At 62.9% G+C, this 22,920-nt stretch carries 23 protein-coding genes; 11 read left to right on the top strand and 12 right to left on the bottom strand.

Features of this window, described 5'->3' with window-relative positions; translation table 11 throughout:
* The first annotated feature begins 63 nt into the window (after positions 1–63).
* From dnaX to recR, 3 genes are all read left to right on the top strand, one after another.
* Complete coding sequence (gene dnaX, locus F3J24_RS22140; protein ID WP_167010721.1) at positions 64–2,220, top strand: DNA polymerase III subunit gamma/tau; 2,157 nt, start codon at positions 64–66, stop codon at positions 2,218–2,220.
* A gap of 27 nt (positions 2,221–2,247) precedes the next feature.
* Positions 2,248–2,580 (top strand): YbaB/EbfC family nucleoid-associated protein, encoded by a 333-nt coding sequence (locus F3J24_RS22145; protein WP_003056681.1) that lies wholly within the window; start codon positions 2,248–2,250, stop codon positions 2,578–2,580.
* 160 nt (positions 2,581–2,740) lie between these two features.
* Positions 2,741–3,331 (top strand): recombination mediator RecR, encoded by a 591-nt coding sequence (gene recR, locus F3J24_RS22150; RefSeq protein ID WP_167010724.1) that lies wholly within the window; start codon positions 2,741–2,743, stop codon positions 3,329–3,331.
* A 127-nt stretch (positions 3,332–3,458) separates the two neighbouring features.
* Here the strand turns inward: recR and F3J24_RS22155 are convergent, their stop codons facing one another.
* Both F3J24_RS22155 and gloB read right to left on the bottom strand, forming a co-directional pair.
* Positions 3,459–4,982: a transglycosylase SLT domain-containing protein gene (locus F3J24_RS22155; RefSeq protein WP_167010831.1), complete on the bottom strand. Its 1,524-nt coding sequence runs from the start codon at positions 4,980–4,982 to the stop codon at positions 3,459–3,461.
* On the bottom strand, positions 4,982–5,755 hold the full coding sequence (gene gloB / locus F3J24_RS22160; RefSeq protein ID WP_167010726.1) for a hydroxyacylglutathione hydrolase: 774 nt from the start codon (positions 5,753–5,755) through the stop codon (positions 4,982–4,984). Before gloB ends, F3J24_RS22155 begins: the two co-directional genes overlap by 1 nt.
* 19 nt (positions 5,756–5,774) lie before the next feature.
* On the opposite strand from gloB, the gene F3J24_RS22165 reads away from it, so the two are divergent.
* The gene (locus tag F3J24_RS22165) at positions 5,775–6,608 is read left to right on the top strand and encodes a methyltransferase domain-containing protein (RefSeq protein WP_167010833.1); all 834 of its coding nucleotides are present in this window, start codon (positions 5,775–5,777) and stop codon (positions 6,606–6,608) included.
* Positions 6,605–7,054 carry a ribonuclease HI gene (gene rnhA / locus F3J24_RS22170; RefSeq protein WP_003056672.1) on the top strand — a complete coding sequence of 150 codons (450 nt, stop codon included), beginning with the start codon at positions 6,605–6,607 and terminating at the stop codon, positions 7,052–7,054. The genes F3J24_RS22165 and rnhA overlap by 4 nt, the downstream gene beginning before the upstream one ends.
* Positions 7,055–7,085: 31 nt before the next feature.
* Here the strand turns inward: rnhA and F3J24_RS22175 are convergent, their stop codons facing one another.
* The 6 genes from F3J24_RS22175 to F3J24_RS22200 form a co-directional block, all read right to left on the bottom strand.
* Positions 7,086–7,412 (bottom strand): thioredoxin family protein, encoded by a 327-nt coding sequence (locus tag F3J24_RS22175; RefSeq protein ID WP_167010728.1) that lies wholly within the window; start codon positions 7,410–7,412, stop codon positions 7,086–7,088.
* Positions 7,413–7,465: 53 nt separating this feature from the next.
* A complete protein-coding gene (locus F3J24_RS22180) occupies positions 7,466–8,839 on the bottom strand; it encodes a molybdopterin-binding protein (protein ID WP_167010730.1) in 1,374 nt (457 codons plus the stop codon).
* 87 nt (positions 8,840–8,926) lie between these two features.
* Positions 8,927–9,592 (bottom strand): molybdenum cofactor guanylyltransferase MobA, encoded by a 666-nt coding sequence (gene mobA / locus F3J24_RS22185; RefSeq protein ID WP_167010732.1) that lies wholly within the window; start codon positions 9,590–9,592, stop codon positions 8,927–8,929.
* Entirely contained in the window at positions 9,585–10,727 is a 1,143-nt protein-coding gene (moaA, locus tag F3J24_RS22190; protein WP_167010734.1) for a GTP 3',8-cyclase MoaA, read from the bottom strand. The genes mobA and moaA overlap by 8 nt, the downstream gene beginning before the upstream one ends.
* A 97-nt stretch (positions 10,728–10,824) precedes the next feature.
* Positions 10,825–11,409, bottom strand: coding sequence for a DUF2889 domain-containing protein (locus F3J24_RS22195; RefSeq protein WP_043007603.1), 585 nt, complete (start codon positions 11,407–11,409; stop codon positions 10,825–10,827).
* Positions 11,410–11,593: 184 nt separating this feature from the next.
* Positions 11,594–12,406 (bottom strand): Crp/Fnr family transcriptional regulator, encoded by an 813-nt coding sequence (locus F3J24_RS22200; RefSeq protein WP_205244910.1) that lies wholly within the window; start codon positions 12,404–12,406, stop codon positions 11,594–11,596.
* Between the two features lie 61 nt (positions 12,407–12,467).
* Here F3J24_RS22200 and F3J24_RS22205 point away from each other — a divergent pair, with 61 nt between their 5' ends.
* From F3J24_RS22205 to F3J24_RS22220, 4 genes are all read left to right on the top strand, one after another.
* On the top strand, positions 12,468–12,992 hold the full coding sequence (locus F3J24_RS22205; RefSeq protein WP_043007494.1) for a DUF962 domain-containing protein: 525 nt from the start codon (positions 12,468–12,470) through the stop codon (positions 12,990–12,992).
* A gap of 224 nt (positions 12,993–13,216) precedes the next feature.
* Complete coding sequence (gene ppa, locus F3J24_RS22210; protein WP_003056663.1) at positions 13,217–13,744, top strand: inorganic diphosphatase; 528 nt, start codon at positions 13,217–13,219, stop codon at positions 13,742–13,744.
* A 138-nt stretch (positions 13,745–13,882) separates the two neighbouring features.
* A complete protein-coding gene (locus F3J24_RS22215; protein WP_167010736.1) occupies positions 13,883–15,637 on the top strand; it encodes a methyl-accepting chemotaxis protein in 1,755 nt (584 codons plus the stop codon).
* Positions 15,638–16,068: 431 nt separating this feature from the next.
* Entirely contained in the window at positions 16,069–17,838 is a 1,770-nt protein-coding gene (locus tag F3J24_RS22220; protein WP_167010738.1) for a methyl-accepting chemotaxis protein, read from the top strand.
* A gap of 58 nt (positions 17,839–17,896) precedes the next feature.
* Here the strand turns inward: F3J24_RS22220 and F3J24_RS22225 are convergent, their stop codons facing one another.
* Positions 17,897–19,258 (bottom strand): GNAT family N-acetyltransferase, encoded by a 1,362-nt coding sequence (locus F3J24_RS22225; protein WP_205244911.1) that lies wholly within the window; start codon positions 19,256–19,258, stop codon positions 17,897–17,899.
* Here F3J24_RS22225 and F3J24_RS22230 point away from each other — a divergent pair.
* Both F3J24_RS22230 and F3J24_RS22235 read left to right on the top strand, forming a co-directional pair.
* Entirely contained in the window at positions 19,257–20,903 is a 1,647-nt protein-coding gene (locus F3J24_RS22230; protein ID WP_167010740.1) for an NAD+ synthase, read from the top strand. The two genes, F3J24_RS22225 and F3J24_RS22230, sit on opposite strands and share 2 nt — an antisense overlap.
* A 51-nt stretch (positions 20,904–20,954) precedes the next feature.
* On the top strand, positions 20,955–21,293 hold the full coding sequence (locus F3J24_RS22235) for a P-II family nitrogen regulator (protein WP_003056652.1): 339 nt from the start codon (positions 20,955–20,957) through the stop codon (positions 21,291–21,293).
* A 146-nt stretch (positions 21,294–21,439) separates the two neighbouring features.
* Here F3J24_RS22235 and F3J24_RS22240 read toward each other — a convergent pair whose 3' ends face one another.
* Genes F3J24_RS22240 through F3J24_RS22250 form a run of 3 tightly spaced genes read right to left on the bottom strand, consistent with a single transcriptional unit; the run spans position 21,440 to position 22,905 of the window.
* Positions 21,440–22,033, bottom strand: a complete 594-nt coding sequence (locus F3J24_RS22240) for a TIGR00730 family Rossman fold protein (protein WP_167010742.1) — start codon at positions 22,031–22,033, stop codon at positions 21,440–21,442.
* Entirely contained in the window at positions 22,030–22,428 is a 399-nt protein-coding gene (locus F3J24_RS22245; protein WP_167010744.1) for a diacylglycerol kinase, read from the bottom strand. The genes F3J24_RS22240 and F3J24_RS22245 overlap by 4 nt, the downstream gene beginning before the upstream one ends.
* A 12-nt stretch (positions 22,429–22,440) precedes the next feature.
* Positions 22,441–22,905 carry an RDD family protein gene (locus F3J24_RS22250; protein WP_240154447.1) on the bottom strand — a complete coding sequence of 155 codons (465 nt, stop codon included), beginning with the start codon at positions 22,903–22,905 and terminating at the stop codon, positions 22,441–22,443.
* Positions 22,906–22,920: the final 15 nt, after the last annotated feature.

The raw sequence follows: 22,920 nt of genomic DNA on the forward strand, positions 1-22,920 counted from the left end.
CTGTGAAATGAGATTCCAGGAGCAGGCTTGTTGGCATGTCCCGGCCCCGTAGAATCATAGGCTATGTCTTATTTAGTGCTTGCTCGCAAATACCGGCCCCGTACCTTCACTGAAATGGTGGGGCAGGAGCACGTGGTTCAGGCTCTGACCAATGCGCTGACCCAGCAGCGCCTGCATCACGCCTATCTGTTCACGGGCACACGTGGCGTGGGCAAGACCACGGTGTCGCGCATTCTGGCCAAGTCGCTGAATTGCCAGGGCCTGGACGGCAATGGTGGAATCACCGCAACCCCTTGCGGGGTATGCGCAGCATGCACTGAAATCGATAGCGGTCGTTTTCCCGACTACACCGAGCTGGATGCTGCATCCAACCGCGGTGTGGATGAGGTGCAGAGCCTGCTGGAGCAGGCGGTGTACAAACCGGTGCAGGGGCGCTTCAAGGTCTTCATGATCGACGAGGTGCACATGCTGACGAACACCGCGTTCAACGCCATGCTCAAGACGCTGGAGGAGCCTCCGGAGTATCTGAAGTTCGTGCTGGCCACAACCGATCCGCAGAAAGTACCAGTCACCGTGCTCTCGCGCTGCCTGCAGTTCAATCTGCGCCCGATGGCGCCCGATACGGTTCTGGAGCACCTGACCCATGTGCTGGACAAGGAAAGCGTGCCGGCTGAGCCTCAGGCGCTGCGATTGCTGTCACGTGCCGCGCGCGGCTCCATGCGCGACGCGCTGAGTCTGACCGACCAGGCGATTGCCTTTGGCAGCGGGCAGTTGCAGGAGGCGACGGTGCGCCAGATGCTGGGCAGCGTGGATCGCAGCCATGTCTTTCGCCTGATCGATGCCCTGGCGCAGGGGCACGGGCGCACGGTGGTTGAAGTCTCCGAAGAGCTGCGCCACAACGGCTTGTCTGCGGCATCGACACTGGAGGAAATGTGCGCCGTTCTGCAGCGCATGGCCGTACTGCAGGCCGTGCCGGAGATGCCGCTGGATGCCAGCGACCCGGAGGCAGCCGAAGTAGATCGGCTGGCAAGCCTGATGCCGTGCGACGAGACGCAGTTGCTCTACAGCATCTGCCTGCACGGCCGCGTCGAGCTGGGACTGGCCCCGGATGAATATGCGGCGCTGACAATGGCATTGCTGCGGCTGCTGGCCTTCAAGCCGGAAAATGCTGAAGCCGGCACGGCTGAAAAAAAAACTCCGGCGCTGAGGCCTAGCCGGCCTGTTGTCCAGGCCCCGGCTCAGATTCAGCCGCCTCCGGCTTCACCGCAGGTGGCGATGGAGGTGCCCGCGACCGAGGTCCAGTCCTTGCCGCCTGTGCAGCAGCCTGTTGTGCAAGCCGCAGAGCCGGCACCAGCGCAAGAGCCTGTGTCAGTTGCCGCCATGGCCGAGCCAGAACAGATTCAAACGGTTGCTGATCGCTCAGATTCAGCTGTGTACTCCGCTGCAAGGCCTGCGATGCAGGCAGCCCCGGAGCCGATCCGGTCGCCAGCTCCTGCCGTGACGCCTGAACCTGCTGAGGTTCAGCAAAACATGGTTGCAGCGAATCAGGAAGCCGCCGCCGAGGCAGACCAGATGCCTGCCGACGATGTGTCCGAGAGCGCCGAGGCCGATGCTCCCGAAGAGCAGGATGCCGGCGAAGCGGCCTGGGCAGGCATGCCCGATGAGGGCTGGTCTGACGATGGGCGCTGGGGCGATGATGCCGAACTGGATGTCGGCCAGCCCCTGCATGCCATGCCGCCCATGGAGTCGGACGAGCCGGCAGCCCAGAGCGCAAGCGGCGGCTATGCCAGCACGGCTCAGGATGCCCCCCCCGTGGAGCGTACCCCCGAGGGCGATCTGTGGTTTGACGTGGTGCAGCAATTGCTGCAGAGCGAAGCCGTGGTGGCCGTGGCGCGGCAGCTGGCGCTGCAGTCGCAGCTGCTGGGTCGTGAGGGCGATCTGTGGCGATTGCGTGTGGAGTCCAGCTCACTCAATCAGGCTGGCACACGTGATCGTTTGCGCGCTGCGCTGGAAGCGGCCGGCCATGCGCGACAATTGCAGGTTGAGCAAGGGCCGGTGACGGACAGTCCTGCCCGCCGACTGGCCCTGGAAAGACAAGCCAGCCAGTTGCTGGCCGAGGACATTGTCAAAAGCAATCCGCAGGTGCAAACCTTGATGCGAGACTTTGGCGCGAAAATCGTGCCCGGTAGCATCAAACCCATATCTATTCAGCCTGAATAAGGCGTTTCAACAAAAGAAGGAATTCTCATGTTCAACAAAGGACAACTCGCCGGTTTGATGAAGCAAGCTCAGGCCATGCAGGACAACCTGAAGAAGGCTCAGGATGAGCTGGGCAATATCGAAGTCGAAGGCGAATCCGGTGCCGGTCTGGTCAAGGTCGTGATGACCTGCAAGCATGACGTCAAGCGCATCACCATCGACCCCAGCCTGCTGGCCGAAGACAAGGACATGCTGGAAGACCTGGTGGCTGCCGCCTTTAACGCTGCTGTGCGCAAGGCCGAAGAGACCTCCAACGAGAAGATGGGCAAGATCACTGCCGGTATGCCAGGCCTGCCCGGCGGGATGAAGTTCCCGTTCTGACGGATTTCCCCCTGAGCGGCAGTGCCGTTTCCCTGGCGAAGATGGCTGCGGTGCCGCGATGTGGCTCCTGCTGCTGTCCCTGGCCGGGATGTGTAGGGGAGTGAATGGCGATCTGCGCAGTGGCAGATCGCCTTTTTTCTGGTGACTGAAAGGACAACCCGTGTCTGATGTGCAATCTCTGGATGCCTTGATCGAGGCCTTGCGCCGGCTGCCGGGCGTGGGCATCAAGTCGGCACAGCGCATGGCGTTTCATTTGCTGCAGCGTGACCAGGCCGGGGCGCTGCAACTGGCGCGGGCGCTGGACTCTGCGGTGAACTCGGTGCATCACTGCGAGCGCTGCCACACGTTTACCGAAGGTGCTATCTGCAGCATCTGTGATGACGCTGGGCGCGATGGCGCGCGGCTGTGCGTGGTCGAGGCGCCGGCCGATCTGGCTGCCATGGAGCGCACGGGGGCCTACCAGGGCTACTACTACGTGCTGATGGGGCGGCTGTCGCCGCTCGATGGCGTGGGCCCCAAGGAAATCGGCATGAAGCAGTTGCTGGAGCGTGCCTGTGACGGCGCGGTGCAGGAGGTGATTCTGGCCACCAGCTTCACGGCCGAAGGCGAGGCCACGGCCCATGCCATCAGCGAGGCGCTCAAGTCGCGCGGCATCCTGGTCACGCGGCTGGCGCGCGGCGTGCCTATAGGCAGCGAACTTGAATATGTGGATCTGGGCACGATTGCCCACGCGCTGGTGGACAGGCGCTAAAAAATATTGTTTGGATTGGCCTTAATCGCCCATCTGTAAAGCGTCTGCTGCTATCTGTTTCTTTTAAACAGAGATAAAAAAGCCCGCTGGTTCTGCGAGCAGCGGGCTTTTTTGCGGGTGGCGAGGCTTATTTGCGCTTCTTGGCAGGTGTGCCGCCACGAGCCTTGGGTTCGCTCTTGCCGCCGCGGGGAGCTGGCGCGCTGCTGGTTCTGGCGTTCTTGCTGGCGGTTGCCACCTTGCTGCCGCCACGGGTGTTGCGGGCCGAGCTGTCATTGCTTTCGGCGCGTGCGCTACGGGCTGTGCGGCTGGGCAGGTAGGCAATCAGCGACTGGCCGGGGCGCAGGGATGCCGTCGACTTGAGGTCGTTCCAGTCAGCGAGATTGGAGACGCTGATGCCATAGCGGCTGGCCACGCTGACCAGGGTATCGCGCTTGCGCGCCTTGACCGTGGTGCGCACGGTCACGACTTCAGGAGCGAAGGAGATCTGACCGTTGTCTGCCACATGGCCGGGCACATCGGTCTTGACATTGGCATCGCGCGGCACCATCAGGGTCGAGCCGGCCTTGATCAGCATGCGCGGCGGGATGTTGTTGATGGCGCGCAGATCGGCTTCGCCAAGGCCCGCGCGCTGGGCGGCTTCGGCCACGGTGATGGTGGTGGGCACGGTCCATACCGTCCAGCTGGCAAACTGGCCTTCGCTATAGGCCTGCAGATTGCGGCGGAAAACCTTGGCGTTGTCCCAGGGCAGCAGCACCTGTGGCGTGGCACGCGCAAAGATCACCGGCTTGTGAAAGCTGGGGTTGAGCGCCTTGAAGTCATTCACGCTGACATCGGCCAGCTTGGCCACCAGCTCCACGTCGATGTCGTGCGGCAGATCCACGGCCTGGAAATAGGGGTGGTTTTCGATGATGGGAAGCTCTGTGTTGAACTTCTCGGGCTCGGCCACGATGTTCTTGACGGCTTGCAGCTTGGGCACGTAGTTGCGGGTTTCGGCCGGCATCTGCAGATCGAGGTAGCCCGCAGGCTGGCCCAGCTTCTCATTGCGCTTGATGGCGCGGCCCACGCTACCCTCGCCCCAGTTATAGGCGGCCAGGGCCAGATGCCAGTCGCCGAACATGTTGTAGAGCTTTTGCAGATAGTCGAGCGCGGCACGGGTCGAGGCCAGCACATCGCGGCGATCGTCGCGGAAGACATTCTGCTTGAGGTCGAAATAGGTGCCGGTGGCCGGCATGAACTGCCACATGCCGGCGGCCTTGGCGCTGGAGACGGCCTGAGGATTGAAGGCGCTTTCGATGAACGGCAACAGCGCCAGCTCTGTCGGCATGTTGCGGCGCTCCAGCTCCTCGACGATGTGGAACAGATACTTGCTCGATCGCTCCGTCATGCGCTGGATATAGTCGGGGCGGGTGGCATACCACTGCTCCTGGTTCTGGACCAGATCCTGCTCCAGATTGGGCATGGCAAAGCCCTTGCGGATGCGAACCCAGAGGTCGCCCGTGGCTTCCAGTTCAGCGACTTCGGAGCTGCCGACTTTGCCTTGGCCCAGGGGTTTGAGCGGGCCGTTCGGATACATGGGGTCGACGCTGCTGGTGGTGGCGCAGCCGGTCAATATCAGTGCGCTTGTCAGCAGCAGGGTGGATAGCAGCTTCATCAGAAAACGTTTTTCCATTGGCGCAGGGTGGCCAGCACGCTGGCGGGGTCCTCGGGCCTGGTTTGAGGATCATGGTGCACGGCGGCTGCGATCACATCGGCAGCGCGGCTTCGCATGAACGGGTTGATGGCCAGCTCGGTCTGCAATGTGGAGGGCAGCGTCGGCTGCCCGCTCTTGCGCAGTTGCTGGCAATGTTCCAGATACTGAGCCAGTTCTGGATTGTTTGGTTCCACGGCCTGCGCAAATCGCAGGTTGGAAATTGTGTACTCATGTGCGCAGCACACCAGCGTGTTGCCGGGCAGGGCGGCCAGTGAGTCCAGCGAGGCCTGCATCTGCGCTGCCGTGCCTTCGAAAAGGCGGCCGCAGCCGCCCGAGAACAGCGTGTCGCCGCAGAACAGCAGGGGCTGGCTTTGAGCCCGGGTGCTGAAGAAGGCAATATGACCGCTGGTGTGTCCGGGCACATCGATGACTTGCCAGGGGCCGCCGAGCAGCTCGACGCTGTCGCCGCCCTGCACGCGCGTGACGGGCTCGGGCAGGGACTCGTAGGCTGGGCCCCAGACGGGAGCGCCGGTGGCCGCGCGAATGACATCGATGCCGCCCACATGGTCGGCATGATGATGGGTGACTAAAATGCCCAGCAGTTTCAGACCCCGCTGTGCCAATGTGCTCAGCACAGGCTCGGCCTGACCCGGATCGACGACCACGGCGTGTTCCGCATCGTGGAGCATCCAGATGTAGTTGTCGGAAAAGGCGGGAATGGGCAACAGGTTCATGAGCTGCAAAATTATAGAGATGCATCACTGGACGGATTCAGCCTTAGGGCACTACCTCCTGGAATGGGAGCAGCAGCGCTTTGACGAGGCGGTGGCCGATATCTTTGGCTACCACGCCCTGCAACTGGGCTTGCCGCAGCTGCAAGGCCTGCGTGGCAACCGCATGCCCCATCGCTGGCTGGCGCTGGAGGGCCTTGATCCCGTTCCGGATGCAAAAGCAGGCACTGTAGCGCAAGCGGCGGCGGACCGAGTGTCACAGGCGCAGCCGCCCGCCGATGAAATGCAGAATTTTGCCCCGTTGATGCCGGCGCTAAGGACCGTCCCGGAAGCCCTGCCTTTTGCCGAGGCAAGCCTCGACCTGCTGCTGATGCCGCATACGCTGGAGGCCTCCAACGACCCGCATGCCGCATTGCGCGAGGCTGCGCGCGTGCTGGTTCCTGAAGGTCGGTTGGTGATCAGCGGGCTGAATCCCTCCAGTCTGCTGGGCTTGCAGCGCCGGGTGGAGCGCAGCGCGGGCTATTTGCCGGATCTGAGCCTGGGCGTGGGCTACTGGCGTTTGCGAGATTGGCTGCGATTGCTGAGCTTCGAGATCGAAGCCGTGCAATTTGGCTGTTATCGTCCTGCCACTCAAAGTGAGAAGTGGCTGAGCCGCTGGCAGTTCATGGAAGGCCTGGGCCACCGATGCTGGCCGGTGATGGGGGGCGTCTATTGCGTGGTGGCCGTCAAGCGCGTGCAGGGCATGCGACTGATGAGCCCGAGCTGGCGCAAGAGCAGCGTGCCGGCCGGCATGAAGGCGCCCGTGACCCAGAAGCAGCCGCCGGACATGTTCTGGCGTAACAAGGAAGAAAATTGAATCAAGTTGTGATCTATACCGATGGCGCCTGCAAGGGCAATCCCGGGCCTGGAGGCTGGGGCGCATTGCTGCAGGCTGGATCGGCACAGAAGGAACTCTTCGGTGGTGAGCTGGGAACCACCAATAACCGCATGGAGCTCAAGGCCGTGATTGAGGCGCTGTCCGCGCTCAAGCGTCCCTGCGATGTGGTGCTGTATCTGGACAGCCAGTACGTGCGCAAAGGCATTACCGAGTGGATACAGGGCTGGAAGGCTAAGGGCTGGGTCACCGCTTCCAAGGAGCCTGTCAAGAATGTTGAGCTATGGAAGCAGCTGGATGCGCTGGTGCAGGGCAGCGGCCACCGTATCGACTGGCGCTGGGTCAAGGGCCATGCCGGGGACCCCGGCAACGAGCGCGCCGATGCGTTGGCCAACAAGGGCGTGGAGCTGGCCCTCAAAAACGGCTGAACCAGGAGCCGGCCGGGCCAGTTGTGCAGGCTCAGTTCGTGATCTGTGCCAGCGCTTCGCGGATCTGCTGCTCGGTTTCGGGGCGCACGATGCGCACCACCTCCTTGCCGTCACGCAGAAAAATCAGCGTGGGCCAGAGCTTGACGCGATAGCTGCGCCCCAATGGCCGGCCGGGGCCGTCTTCCACCTTGATGTGCGCCACTTCAGGCTGCGCAGCCAGCGCGGACTGCAGCTGCGGCTGGGCGCGCTGGCAGTGGCCGCACCAGGGGGTGCCGAATTCCAGCAAGTTCGCGCCCTTGAGCGCATCGATGGCCTGCCTTGTGGGTTCTGTGGCCCAGTGGGTGGCTTGGTATGGCATGAAATATTTCCCAGAATGGATCGAGGGTCGAGGAGCAGACGGCAAGTGTGTCTTCAGATCAGACCCTGCAGCAGAAGGATGTTGACGGATTCTCCGGGCTGGACATCGCCGCGCGCATCGTCCAGCACGATGATGCAGTCGGCTGCGACCATGGAGCTGAGCACGCCCGAGCCTTGCGGGCCCGTGGTGCGCACAGCGGCCTGACCCTTTTCGTTGAGTTCGAGCACGCCGCGCAGATATTCGGTACGGCCCGGGCGTTTGCGCAGGCGCTCGCCGCTGATCGCCTGCAGCAATGGCACGGGGGTGCCGCTTTCGCCTGCCAGCATGGCCAGGGCCGGGCGCACAAACATCAGAAAGCTCACCATGGCGGCCACCGGGTTGCCGGGCAGCCCCAGCAGCACCGCCGGGCGCTGAGTGGGTGGAGTATTGCCCTGGCTCTGTGAGACGCCTGGACCTGTCTTGATCGGGATGCCTGCTGATCTGGTCAAGGAGATTCCGCCTGCCGGAGCGAGCAGACCCACCGCCAGTGGCCGACCGGGGCGCATGGCCACACGCCAGAATTGCACGGTGCCCAGGCGCTGCAGCATCGCACGGGTGTGATCGGCCTCGCCGGTGCTGATGCCGCCACTGGTCAGTACCACATCGGCCAGGGTGGCTGCTTCGCGCAGACGGTCTTCCAGCGCTGTCGGCTCATCGGGCACGGCCCCCAGGTCCAGCACATGGGCGCCCAGGCGGCGCAGCAGCGCCTGCAGGCTGAAGCGGTTGCTGTCGTAGATGGCTCCCTCGCGCGGCTCGGCACCTGGGCTGAGCAGCTCGTCGCCGGTGGAAAAGTAAGCCACGCTGAGTCTGCGCCGCACGCTGACCTGGCCCAGTCCCAGGCTGGCCAGCAGACCCAGGGCGGCAGGCGTGAGACGCTGGCCGGCATGCAGCGCCACGGAGCCTTGCTCCAGGTCTTCGCCGCGCAGGCGACGATTGGCGCCCGCCCGCAGGGCACAGCCGTCAAACTGAATGCACTCCTGGTCAGCGCTGGCCTGTTCATGGGCGACTACCGTGTCCGCGCCCACAGGCATGACCGCACCCGTCATGATCTTCACGCATTGGCCCGCGCCAAGCCGGCCTTGCCACGGCCCTCCGGCCAGAGCCGTTCCCACCACACGCAGCATCAGTGGCTGGCCGGGTCGTGCCTGCTCCAGTTCGCTGCCGGCAAAGGCATAGCCATCCATGGCGCTGTTGTCATGGGGGGGGACGTTGACCGGGCAGATCACATCGGCTGCCAGCACACGATCCAGAGCATCGGGCAGGGCGATGCTTTCCACCTCGGCGACCGCACCCAGCGGCTGCAGCAGGGCCTGCAGCTGTTGCAGTACCTGGTCAGTGGTCAGCGTCTGGGCGCTGGAGGAAGCGGCAGGTTGAAAAGTCGCAGTCATAACGGCAAAAAATAAAAAAACCTCATGACGGGATGCGGCCATGGGGCTGCGTGGCACTTTACGCTTTTGGCTTGACGTGCCGGTGAATCAGGATTGACGTTCGGTGGCGATTTGCTCCAGATCAAGCAACTGGGCCAGCGTGTTGGCGTTGCTGAAGGCCTGCTCGTCCCCGGGGCGGTCAAAGAGGGCCTGGGCGCTGCGATGCTGGCCGGTCCAGGCGTCTATCTTGCGGCCGCCGCCGATGATGAAGCGCTCCAGGCTGGAGGCGAGCTGGGCCCGCAGCAGGCAGAACACGGGCTGGGGGCGCAGTTGCGGCGGCTGACCCGGCTGGGCATGCTCGGTATCCCAGCCGTGAGCGATGACGATATCGGCATCGCCGCGCGACGCCAGCATTCGCGTCGCCAGATCGAGGGGCAGCAGCGGCGTATCGCAGGGCACGCACAGCAGCCATGGCGTGCGGCAAAGCGCGAGGCCGGCCATGAATCCCGCCAACGGGCCGGGGTAGTCGTGCAGGCTGTCGGCGCAGACCTCGGCAGCCAGCGGCTGGCCCAGGGCGGCATAGGCCGCAGCATTGCGATTGGCATTGATGAGCAGGTGGCCGACCTGCGGGGCCAGGCGCCGCAATGCGTGCAATGCCAGTGGCAAGCCTTGAAAGTGCTGCAGGCCCTTGTCCACGCCGCCCATGCGCGCGCCGCGCCCCCCGGCCAGCACGCAACCGGTGATCTGCTCAGGAGTGATGTGTGAGTCAGCCACCGATATAGCTCATCTCGATGCGCCGACCTTGCCGCACCGGCGCCGTATCGGGCGGCATCTCGCTGCGCAGCTGCGAGTAGCGATCGTTGCGCTGTTGCCAGATGGGGGCAATGGCAGCAGCAATTTCGGCATCGCTGGCACCGGTGCGCAGCAGGCTGCGCAAGTCCCAGCCCTGGCTGGCGAACAGGCACAGATAGAGCTGGCCCTCGGTGGACAGGCGTGCGCGGTTGCAGTCGCCGCAGAAAGCGTGGGTCACACTGCTGATGACGCCCACCTCGCCCAGCTGCGGGTCATATTGACCATTGGCATCGGCATAGCCCCAGCGCACGGCGGTCTCGCCCGGGGCGCTGGGCGCCAGCGGGATCAGTGGCAGCTCGGCGCGCAGACGCGCGATCACCTCGTCCGAGGGCAGCACCTCGTCCATGCGCCAGCCGTTGGTGGCACCCACGTCCATGTATTCGATGAAGCGCAGCGTGATTCCCGTGCCGCGGAAATAGCGGGCCATGGGCAGGATCTGGTCGTCATTGGTGCCGCGCTTGACCACCATGTTGACCTTGATGTGCGACAGACCTGCGGCCTGCGCAGCCTCGATGCCGGCCAGCACATCGGTCACGGGGAAATCCACATCGTTCATGCGCCGGAACACGGCGTCGTCCAGCCCGTCGAGGCTGACGGTCACGCGGTTCAGGCCGGCGTCCTTCAGGGCGCGGGCCTTACGTGCCAGCAGCGAGGCGTTGGTGGTCAGTGTCAGGTCCAGCGGCTGGCCATCGGGCGTACGCAGCTCGGCCAGCTGGGCGATCAGGGCTTCGATGTTCTTGCGCAGCAGCGGCTCACCGCCGGTCAGGCGCAGCTTGCGCACGCCATGGGCGACAAACAATCTGGCCAGGCGCGTAATTTCCTCGAAGCTCAGCAGCGAGCTGTGGGGCAGATACTGGTAGTTCTTGTCAAAAACTTCCTTGGGCATGCAGTAGTTGCAGCGGAAGTTGCAGCGGTCGGTGACACTGATGCGCAGGTCGCGTAAAGGCCGTCCCCATTGATCCTGCAGCAGCCCGGTAGGGGCCTGCAGGGGGCTGGGGACGATTGCGCTGCGGGATGCCGCACGCTCATCGACCAAGGGAATCACACGTTCTGCCATGGGCTAGATTGTGCCGCAATAGCGAAGTCCGGGCCGGCTGCGGGCTTGTTGTGAGCTATCAAAATTGATAGCTGGTAGCGCTTGTCGGTATTGTGGATCAGGCTTGTGTAGTGGTTTCCCTGGGTTGCTGCTGAGCCTGCGGCTTCCAGTCTTTGAACTCGGGGTAAAACTCTGCCACGCCGGGGCCGTTGAAGTCCCAGCCCAGACACTGGCCCAGGTGGCGTGGTGGCAGGCCCGAGCCATTGGTGCCGAACTGGTTGAGCACGGTGTGAAAAGCGGGCGTTGCCATATTGAACAGCAACTCGCGAAGATGCGTGCAGCCCACCACCCCGCCCAGATTGTCGGCAATCGCGCGGCGCCAGCCGCGGGCTATGCAGCAGCCCACCATCTTCTGCATGGACTTTGTGGCCTGGGGGCAGTGGCCCAGGGGGTGGTCGTCCATGGCTGCCTCTATGCCGTGCACCACCATGTCGGCATCGATGGTCAGGCGGATCCACATATGGTGGATCGGCTTGCCTGCCGGCACTTTGCGGCGGCCGTGCAGCTCGATGTCATAGGTTTTCTGGTCGATCAGCTCGGCTTCCACGTCCCACATGCCGTCATCACGGGCATAGCCTCGGTATTTGACGTCGCGCATATGGATGGGGGCTGGCGTGCGGCTGGCACTGGGAGGCAGGGGCATGGGGTATCCGTTGTTATGGCGGGCGACGACGGCATGTCGGAACCTGGCTGGATCGCCCGCGATGATCTTGAACCGGGTCTGGTGCGCCAGACCCGATTTCATTATCAAAGAGATAGCAGACTTGTCCAGCACCAAGCGGACAGCGGGGCGGCAGGGCTGCGGCTCCAAACCTGGCGGCAAGTGCCTAGCTGCTCGCGGGTATCTGCCCGGTGAGTGCTGCAGCCTTGAGTGCGGCCAGGTCCAGAACTTCCAGCTTGCCGCGCCGCAGCTGCAGCCAGCCGGCCTGCTGCAGCTCCTGCAGGATCTGGTTGGTGGTCTGGCGTGACAGACCCAGCATGCGTGCGATCTGCTCCTGCGAAACGGCCAGCTCGCGGTGGGTGCGCATGCGGTCGGCCCATTGCTCGTGGCCCATGGCCATCTGGACCAGACGGCACATCACGCGCTGCGGTGCAGGCAGCACGGTCTGCTCTTCCAGGGCAATCAGGCTGGCACGCAGCTTGTGGGTCAGCAGCAGGGCCATGTGGCGCCAGCAATGCGGATTGGCATCCAGCCACTCGCGCAGCGGCGGTATCGGGATATGCAGCAGGGCGCAGGCGGTGTTGGCGCAGGCGTCGTGGGTGCGGGGCTCGCCGTCGAAGAGGGCGATCTCGCCCAGCCAGCTCGGCGGCTCGATCAAGGTCAGCAAGGCCGTGCGGGTGTTTTCCTGAAGCGCTGCTGTGCCGGAGATGCTGAGCGAGCCCCTGGCCACTGCATACAGGCCGCAGGGGGCATCGCCGCGGCGAAACAGCCATTCGCCGGCGGCCAGCAGCCTTGGCTGGGCCAGTTGCTGCATCTGGGCGGTCAACTCGGGCGGCAGCGAGCGGAACCAGCGACCGGCCTGCACGATGGCCCAGAGGTCATTGGAGTTGACATGCTCGAAGCTGCCGCGCTTGCGTGCAGGGGGCACGGAGGCCAGTGCAGGCCCGGGTGAGGGTATTAGCGCTTGTGTCGGTGGCATGACAGACGGCAAGGTTGATGCTGCGCCACCATGCTCTGACAAGCGACCAGGAGATACAGCGATGAAAACCCTAATCGATCAACTGTCCAACTACGCCGACTACCACCGCGACCCACGCAATATCGTCACGCACTACATCGGCGTGCCGATGATCATGCAGGCAGTGGTCATTCTGCTGGCCAGGCTGCAATGGGGTGCGCTGGGTGGTATGCCGATCTCCCTGGCCCTGCTGGCGGCGCTTGCCGCCGCAGTGTATTACTGGCGGCTGGACGGGCGCTACGGCCTGTTCATGAGCGTGGTGCTGGCCGTCATGCTGGCGCTGGCTGCTCCCATTGCCGCGCAGCCCATGGGCAGTTGGCTGGCCTGGGGGCTGGGCCTGTTCGCGCTCGGATGGGTGATCCAGTTTGTCGGTCACTACTGGGAGGGACGCAAGCCCGCGTTTTTTGACGATGTGATGGGCTTGGTGATTGGCCCGCTGTTTGTTGCGGCCGAACTGGGCTTTGCGCTCGGGCTACGCAAGGAGGTGCAGGCGGCAGTAGAGCAGCGCAGCGGTCCCGTGCGACGTCGCCAGCCTGTGAATGCATGATGCTCTGTTTTTGAGAGCTTGAAGCATTGTCAGGTAAAGGGTAAATCGCCTATTTTATGGATATTCCGGCCGCGGCCGGTCGCCTTTAATGCATCGCTGCGGACCCTGCTTTCAAACATGTAATTCCAGCGTTAGGGTCATGCGCCTAAAATCTCGGGCTGACCCTCAGGTGCCGATGCTTTGTCGGCTCTGGCGGGCTTTTTGTATTACTTCTCCCAACCATCATGTCTCTGAACAATGTGACCCCCGGCTCCAAGACGCCTGAAGTCTTCAACGTCGTCATCGAAATTTCGGCCAACTCGGCTCCCGTGAAGTACGAAGTGGACAAGGAATCCGGCTGCCTGTTCGTGGATCGTTTCCTGGGCACTGCCATGCACTACCCCGTGAACTACGGCTATGTGCCCCAGACCCTGTCTGGCGACGGCGACCCCGTGGACGTGTTGGTGATGACTCCCTTCCCCCTGCCCAGCGGCGTGGTGGTGCCCTGCCGTGCCATCGGCATCCTGGAGATGGAAGACGAGTCCGGCGTCGACGGCAAGGTTCTGGCCGTTCCCACACAGAAGCTGCTGCCTTCCTACGACAAGATCAACCACCTCAGCGATATCCATGAGCTGACCCTGCAGCAGATAGCCCACTTCTTCGAGCATTACAAGGATCTGGAAAAGGGTAAGTGGGTCAAGGTTCTGGGCTGGAAGGGCGTGGACGCGGCACACAAGGAAATCGTGGACGGTATCGCCAACTACAAGGGCTGATCCAAACTAGTAAAGGGTCTCTAACCTTTACTTGCAGAGAAGCCTCGCCATCTGCATCTATACAATTTGAAACGCACCCGGCGGACCTCGCTTGGTGCGTTTTTTATTGCCTGCATCGATACATACGAGGGGATGCGCATGAGTTGGAAGATTTCGGACTGGCGCGTGGGGACCAAGTTGGGCATCAGCTTTACGGCGCTGGTGCTGCTGTCTGCATTACTCGGGCTGGTGGCTTGGCTGCAGCTGTCCAGCATTCATGCAGCGGGTCGCGAGGTATCCGAGGTGGCGCTGCCCAGCGTCTACAACGCGGCTTCCATGCGCTCCGAGTACAACCGGCTGCGCCGCCATGAGGCAGGCATCGCCACTGCACGCACGCTAGTCGAGATCGAAGGCTACGAGCAGCAGATCCAGCAGCGCCTGAAGACCATTGCCGAGCAGGAGAAGGTGGTCAACGAGCTGATTGCCAGCCAGCCGCTGCGCCAGGCCTATGAGGGCTATCAGGCCAACAAGGCGAATTTCCTGAAGCTGCACGAGCAGTTGCTGGCACGGGCGCGCGACGGCGACTACAACACCGTGGACAGCCAGGCGGGCATGGCCGATGAACTGGGCCTGTTCTTTGCCGGGCTGTCCGAGCAGGCCTTCAGCCAGCTGGCGGAAAGCACAGGCAAGCTGATGACGCTGCAGCTCGAGAACGCGGCTCAGGCCCAGCAAGCCGAAAAATCCAGCTTCGAGCTGGCTCGCTACTGGCTGCTCGGCACGCTGGCGCTGGTGGTACTGTTTGCCGCCGTGGTCGGTATTGCGATGACACGTGCCATCACGGCACCCGTGGCCAAGGCCGTGGAGCTGGCGCAGGCCGTGGCGGCCGGCAGGCTGGGCATGGTGATGAAGAACCAGCGCCGCGACGAGATGGGCTTGCTGCTCAACGCGCTGGAGGACATGCGCCGCCAGCTGTCCTCCGTGGTTCAGGATGTGCGCGGCAATGCCCATGGCGTGGCCCTGGCGTCCAGCGAGATCGCCCAGGGCAATGCCGATCTTTCATCGCGTACCGAAAGCCAGGCCAGCGCTCTGGAGGAAACGGCTGCGTCCATGGAGCAGCTGGGCTCGACCGTGCGTCAGAACGCCGACAATGCCCAGAGCGCCAACCAGATGGCCAGGAACGCTTCCGATGTCGCGGGCCGCGGCGGTGCTGTTGTGGCCCAGGTGGTAGACACCATGAAAGGCATCAACGACAGCAGCCGCCAGATTGCCGACATCATCGGCGTGATCGACTCCATCGCCTTCCAGACCAATATCCTGGCCCTGAACGCAGCCGTGGAGGCCGCGCGTGCCGGTGAGCAGGGCCGTGGCTTTGCCGTGGTGGCGGGGGAGGTCCGCACGCTGGCCCAGCGCAGCGCCGAAGCCGCCAAGGAAATCAAGCAGCTCATTCATGCCAGCGTGGAGCGTGTGGAGCAGGGCTCGCAACTGGTGGACAAGGCCGGGGCCACCATGGCCGAAATCGTGACGGCCATCGGCCGCGTGACGGACATCATGGGCGAGATCAGCGCCGCCAGCAGCGAACAGAGCCAGGGTGTGGCCCAGGTCGGCGAAGCCATCACCCAGATGGATCAGGCCACGCAGCAGAACGCGGCCCTGGTGGAGGAAAGTGCCGCGGCGGCCGACTCGCTGCAGCGCCAGGCCAAGGCCTTGGTCGATTCGGTGGCGATTTTTCAGCTCGGCAATCAGGCACAGAGCTTTGCCACGGCGGCTTTGCGCAACCGTACGGAACCGACAGTTGCCAAGACCCCAAAGAGCGCAGGCCCGCAAGTCGCTGCATTGGCCGGCCAGGGGCAGGTCAAGGCGGTGCCTGCGGCACAGCCCGCTTTGAAAGGCGACCAGGACTGGGAGCAGTTCTGAGGATTTTCCGGTTTCAATGACCTTTTTCTCAAAACCCCGATAGCGAAAGCTGTCGGGGTTTTTTACAAGCTTTCTCCAAACTGTCTTGATATTGATCAAGAAGAAGGGTGGCTTGGTGCTTTTTCAAAGCAATGTAATTTGTGGCGCCATCCAGAATCCCTAGCCGCGGTCACTGGTAACTACTAGTAACCAATGGGGTGATGTAAGTGGTTGCCTACGTATTTGTAGGCTCTTGAAGATAGGCAAGGTTTATGAAACTGGAAACAATTGAAAACATATAAGCCGGTATCCGGTTCATTACATCTCTTGTGTGCCATTCAGAGAGATATTTCCCGATCGAGCAGAAAAAAGTGAATTCATGCGCTTCGCAGGCCTGGATTCAACAGAAGTATTTATAAAAAACTAATTGGTAATAGAGGGAGGTGCAATCAATGAAAAGCATCAAAATCTCCACGCGGATTCTCGGCACGTTCGGGATTCTGGTCGTGTTGCTGGTCGTGGTGGTCGCCATGGCTTTGCTGCAGCTGCGCTCCATGCGCTCCAGTGCCGAGACCATCACCGGCAACGCCCTGCCCAGTGTGGAAGTGATCAATACCCTCAATACCGACCTGGCACGCACCCGCTTGCTCGAGTTGCGGCATGTCAATAATGACGAGCCCGCTTATATGGCTCAGGTGGAAACCCAGTTCGATCAATTGCAAAAACATCTGGCCGAGGCCAAAAAGCTCTACGAGCCTTTGATTCTCACGGCCGAGGAGCGCGAGCTCTATACGCAGTTCCTGCACGAGCGGGAGCGTTATGTGGAACTGAACAAGCGGTTGTTCGAGGTTTCGCGCAGCGGCGACAAGGAGCAGGCCAAGCAATTGCTGGGAGGCGAGTCTCTCAAACTCTACGACGCGTCTTCGGCGACCCTGCAGAAGCTGATCAAGTTCAACAGTGATGTAGCAAGAAGCGAGACGCTGGCTTCCGAGCAGGTTTACGACCGTGCCGTGAGCCTGCTGGTCGTGGCTGCAGCAATTGCGGTGCTGGTGGCCCTGGGCGCCGGCATCTGGCTGGTGCGCTCCATCCGTGCGCCGCTGGAGCAGGCGGTGCAGGCCGCGGACCGCGTTGCCAATGGGGATCTGAGCGGCGTCATTCGCGTGGAGCGAGAGGATGAAACCGGTCGCCTGCTGGGCGCCCTGGAGCGCATGCAAAGCAGTCTGGTGCAGACCGTGCGCACGGTACGTCAGAACGCAGAGGGCGTGGCCTCTGCCAGTTCGCAGATTGCCTCGGGTAATGCCGATCTCTCCAGCCGCACCGAGGAGCAGGCCAGTGCGCTGGAGGAGACCGCTGCTTCCATGGAGCAGCTGGGCTCCACCGTGCGCCAGAACGCCGACAACGCCCGTGCCGCCAATCAGATGGCCGTGAACGCTTCCCAGGTGGCAGCGCAGGGCGGAGCCGTGGTGGCCGAAGTGGTGGAGACCATGAAGGGCATCAACAGCAGCAGCCAGCAGATTGCCGACATCATCACCGTCATCGACTCCATTGCTTTCCAGACCAATATCCTGGCGCTGAATGCGGCCGTGGAAGCGGCGCGTGCCGGTGAGCAGGGCCGTGGTTTTGCCGTGGTGGCGGGCGAGGTGCGCACGCTGGCCCAGCGCAGCGCCGAAGCTGCCAAGGAAATCAAGGCCTTGATCAACACCAGCGTGCAGCGGGTGGAGCAGGGCACCCAGCTGGTGGACAAGGCCGGAGCAACCATGGCCGACATCGTGTCGGCGATCAGCCGGGTGACGGACCTGATGACCGAAATCAGTGCCGCCAGCCAGGAGCAGAGCCAGGGTGTGGCCCAGGTGGGCGAGGCGGTGACGCAGATGGATCAGACGACGCAGCAGAATGCGGCGCTGGTCGAAGAAAGCGCAGCCGCCGCCGGTGCGCTGCGCAAACAGGCACAGGATCTGGTCCAGGCCGTGGCGGTGTTTCAGCTGCCAGGCGCAGCGGCTTACGAACAGTCGCCAAAGACTGTCTCACGTGCCGCCGCGCCAGCCAAGGCCGCTGCTGCCGCACCGGCGCGCCAGGCGCCTGCCCGCCGTGTGGCAGCCCAGCCGGCACCCAGGCAGGCGGCTCCGCGCTCCTTGATGGGCGGTTCCATGGCGAGCGAATCCGCGCCTGTCCGCAATTCCCCCAAGTCCTCGTTGAACGAGGATGACTGGGAAACCTTCTGAATGTCTCCAAGGGTCCGGGAATCAAGGCTGCTGCAAAGCGGCCTTTTTGTCTCCGCCTTCAGGCCCTGCGCAGCGGGCTATGGGACTGCAACTCTTGCACATACTGGGCCATGCCTTCGCCTTCGCGCTGCAAAAAGCGCTCGATGGCATCGGCAAAAGCCGGGTGGGCCACCCAGTGGGCGCTGGGGGTCTCCACGGGCAGCAGCGCGCGGGCCATCTTGTGCTCTCCCTGGGCGCCGCCTTCGAAACGGTCAAAGCCGTTGGCAATGCACCATTCGATGGGCTGGTAGTAGCAGGCTTCGAAATGCAAGCTGTCGACCCGCTCCAGAGCGCCCCAGTAGCGGCCATAGGCGACCTTGCTATTGATAGCGGCTTGCGTTTGCCTGTCTTCAAAAAACAATGGATCTAATGCTGAAATCGTTGACTCAAAAGCGGTAATAGCTATCAAACTTGAGGCGATCGGTTGCCCGTTGCGCTCGGCGATGAACATCACCCAGTTCTCGGGCATGGCCGAGGCCATGGTGGCAAAGAACTCTGGTGTCAGATAAGGTGGGTTGCCATGCTCCAGGTAGGTGCGTTCATAGCAGCGGTAGAAGAAGGACCAGTCCTGTTCACCGATATCGCAGCTCTTGATGGCCCTGAAGCTCACACCGGCTCCGCGAACCTTGCGTCGCTCCTGGCGGATCTTCTTGCGCTTTTCCTGGTTCAGCGAGCCCAGAAAGTCGTCGAAGTCCTTCCAGCGGGACGCTGTCGCCGCAGTGCCGGCGCAGGCCTGCAGGCTGGCGGCCTCTGCCTCTGCAGGCCGAGTGGCGTCCGCAGCGGGTAGTGCGGGCGGCGTGTTCGTCCAGTGAAACTGCACCGTGCTGCGCTGCATCCAGCCGGCCGCAGCGCAGGCGGCAAGATCGTCGGCATCACCGAACAGCAAGTGCAGCGATGACAGCTGCTGCTCGACTGCCCAGGCCTGGACGGCATGCACCAACGCCACACGCAGCGCCTGGCTGCGCGCCAGCAGGCGGGAGCCGGGCACGGGCGTGAAGGGGACGGCCAGCAAACCCTTGGGGTAGTAAGGCAGGCCATGCTGCTGGTAGGCACGCGCCCAGGCCCAGTCAAACACATATTCGCCGTAGGAGTGGGTCTTGATATAGAGGGGGCAGGCCGCCAGCAGCTCATCGCCGTCCCAGACGGTGATGACCCGTGCGATCCAGCCCGTATCGGGCGTGGCGCTGCCGCTTTGCTCCATCGCAGCCAGGTACTCGTGACGCATGAAGGGCGTGGGCGTGGATTGAGAGGCCAGCAGCACATTCCAGGTTTGTGCGTCCAGCTGCTGCACGCTGGCAAGCACGCGAGTGATAATCTTGTTTTCGGCCATGCCCTGATTGTCGCGGGGGCTGGTGGCCTCACCGCCTAGCTTGCATTTCATGACGCTTTCCATCTGCTGTGCCCAACGCAATTTTGTTGTGGGAGACCTCTCTGGCAATGTCCAGAAAATCATTGCCGCTGCCGAACAAGCTTATGCCAACGGTGCCCGCCTGCTGCTCACGCCCGAGCTGGCCCTGTGTGGCTATGCTGCCGAAGACCTTTATCTGCGTCCGGCTTTTCTGGATGCCTGCGACGAGGCTTTGAAGCAGCTGCAGCAGGCCAGCTGCCAATGGCCGGGGCTGGCCCTGGTCATCGGTCACCCGCAGCGCGATGCGCAGGGCGGGACTTTGTTCAACGCTGCCAGCGTGCTGCGTGACGGCCAGCGGATTGCACACTATTACAAGCAACTGCTGCCCAATTTTGGCGTGTTTGACGAACAGCGCTACTTTGCGGCCGGTAAGGAAAGCTGCGTCTTCGAGCTCGACGGCATCCGTATCGGTGTGCTGATTTGCGAGGATGCCTGGCATGCCGGCCCGGCCCGTGCCGCCGTGGCCGCAGGCGCCCAGTTGCTGGTCGTCATCAATGCCTCGCCATTCCATAGTGGCAAACCCCTGGAGCGCGAGGTGGTGATTGCGCAGCGCGCCGTGGAAAACGCGGTTCCTTTGGTCTATGCCCATCTGGTGGGTGGCCAGGATGAAGTCGTGTTCGACGGCTGCTCGTTCGCGGTGCAGGCCGACGGCCAGGTGGCGGCGCGTGCGGCGGCCTTCGAGGAAGATCTGCCCATGGTGGCTGCGCATGCGGGCGATGGCGGCGCGACGCTGATGGGCGAAGTCAGGCCTCTGCCGGACCATCATCAGGCGCTCTGGTCTGCGCTGGTGCTGTCCGTGCGCGACTATGTGGGCAAGAACCGATTTCCGGGCGCGCTCATCGGCCTGTCGGGCGGCATGGATTCGGCCCTGGTGCTGGCCATTGCCGTGGATGCTCTGGGTGCGGACAAGGTACGCACGGTCATGATGCCTTCGCCCTATACGGCCGATATCAGCTGGCTGGACGCGCGCGAAATGTCCGAACGCGTGGGCGTGCAGCACGAAGAGATCGATATCGCGCCGCAGTTCGAGGCCTTCAAGGCGGCGCTGGCCGGCACGTTTGCCGGGCGTGCCGAAGACACGACCGAGGAAAATCTGCAGGCCCGTATTCGCGGCACCCTGCTGATGGCCATGAGCAACAAGTTTGGCTCCATTGTGCTGACCACGGGCAACAAGAGCGAGATGTCCACCGGCTACTGCACGCTGTACGGCGACATGGCCGGCGGCTTTGCCGTCATCAAGGACGTGTTCAAGACCGAGGTGTTCGCGCTGGCGCGCTGGCGCAATGCCAACGACCCCTTTGGCACCGGGCTCGACCCCATCCCCGAGCGCATCATCACGCGCCCGCCCAGCGCCGAGCTACGCCCCGATCAGAAGGATCAGGACAGCCTGCCGGACTACGAGGTGCTGGATGCCATCGTGTCCCGCTACATGGAAAGCAACGACAGCATAAGTTCCATCGTCGCCGAGGGTTTTGCGCCGGCGGACGTGGAACGGGTCACGCGTCTGATACAAATCAACGAGTACAAGCGCCGCCAGGCTCCGGTCGGTCCGCGCCTGACGATGCGCAGCTTCGGCAAGGACTGGCGTTATCCCATCACCAACAAATTTCGCGCCTGAGTCTTTGCCTCCGGTGTTTTGCCGATTTCAATCCATTGAGGAACTAGCCCCATGAAAATGATTACCGCCGTCATCAAGCCCTTCAAGCTCGAGGAAGTGCGCGAGGCCCTGGCCGAGTGTGGGGTGAACGGTCTGACCGTGACCGAAGTCAAGGGTTTCGGCCGCCAGAAAGGCCATACCGAGCTCTACCGTGGCGCCGAATATGTGGTCGATTTCCTGCCCAAGGTGAAGATCGAAGTGGTGGTGCGCGACGAAGACGTGGATCGCTGCGTGGACGCCGTCGTCAATGTCGCTCGCACCGGCAAGATTGGCGATGGCAAGATCTTCATCACTCCCGTGGAGCGCGTGGTACGCATCCGTACCGGCGAGCTGGACGACACAGCTGTCTGAACGGGCTGACGCGCTCCGGTCATGTGCCCCAGGCATGTGCCCCAATCAAAAAGCCAGACCCTGAGTCTGGCTTTTTGATTGGCCCTAAGCCGGGCCTGCAGCTTTGCCCGAAGGACGGCAGTCCGGTGGATGCTGTTCAGCAGGGCTCAGATCACGGAGCGCAGCGGCGGCGTATCCAGCTGGCTGCCGGCATTCTGGACAAGATTTTGCAGCAGAGCCGAAGTGTCGCTGCTGCTTTCGACCAGCCCCATCTGCCACTCGCCCATGAAGCCGTTGCCCACGCAGGACTGAAGAAACTGCAGCATGGCGTCGTAATAGCCATCCACATTGAGAATGCCGATGGGCTTGTCGTGGTAGCCCAGCTGGCGCCAGGTCCAGACTTCGAACAGCTCCTCAAACGTGCCGATGCCGCCGGGCAGGGCCACGAAAGCATCGCTGCGCTCGGCCATCATGGCCTTGCGTTCGTGCATGTTCTTGACGATGTGCAGCTCGTCGCAGGCCTGGTTGGCCAGCTCCTTGTCGACCAGTGCCTGAGGAATGATGCCGACGACACGGCCGCCAGCTTCGCGCGTGGCTTCGGCCACCACACCCATCAGGCCGCTGCGTCCGCCGCCATAGACCAGCTGGCCGCCGCGCGAGCCTATCCACTGGCCAACGGCCTTGGCGACTTCGGTGAATTGAGGGTTGGTGCCGGGGCGTGAGCCGCAGTACACGCAGATGGAAAATGCGGGTTGAGTCATACGATGAAACGGTGATAAAGAGCGGCGGCCCAGACGGCACCGCACAGGCACAGGGCCAGGAATACAGCGGCGCTGCCCATGTCCTTGGCTTTCTTGGACAGCTCATGCCATTCGGGGCCGATACGGTCTATGGCGGCCTCTATACCGGTATTGAGCAGTTCCACAATGAGAACCAGGATGACGCTGCCGGCCAGCAGCGCTGTCTGCTCCCAGTTCTGACTCAGCCAGAATGCCAGCGGGATCATTACAAATGCGCAGACGGCTTCTTGCTGAAAGGCTTTTTCATGCCAGCCGGCCCTGAGGCCGGCCAGCGAGTAGCCGCCGGCATGCAGCACCCGGGACAGTCCGGTACGGCTTTTTTGAGGGTTGACGGGGTCGGGTGATGAGGTGCTCATGGAAAGATCGGGTCAGCGGATGCGTTTGGGGGCGGGAGCCTGATGTATCAGCTGGGTGCCGGCCCAGGCGTCGTGCCAGAACTGCTTTCGGGGGTGGAAACGGCTCAGCAGCGCCCAGATCAGAATCCAGCCAGTGAGCAGCAGCAGCACCTCCAGCGGCGGCAGGCCCAGCGGGTAGAGCAGGGCCAGCGGCGGCAGCCACCACATCCAGCTGGCAGCGTAGCGCAGCAGGGCACGGGTTTGCGTCAGGGGGCGCCCCTGGGTGTCGACCACGCGGATATGCCAGGTCTTCATGGCCAGCGTCTGTCCCTTGCTCCAGAACCAGACAAAGTAAATGCCCAGCACCACCAGCATAAAGGCCTGCAGCAGATGACGGTTGTCGAGTGCGTTGCGCGTCTGCGACAGCGTACCGAACAGATAGCCGGCGATGAACACCACGCCAAACAAAAGCATGCCTTCATAAAGCCAGCAAGCCATGCGGCGGCGCAGGCT

The organism is Comamonas sp. Tr-654 (assembly GCF_011752915.1).
Taxonomy (GTDB): domain Bacteria; phylum Pseudomonadota; class Gammaproteobacteria; order Burkholderiales; family Burkholderiaceae_C; genus Comamonas.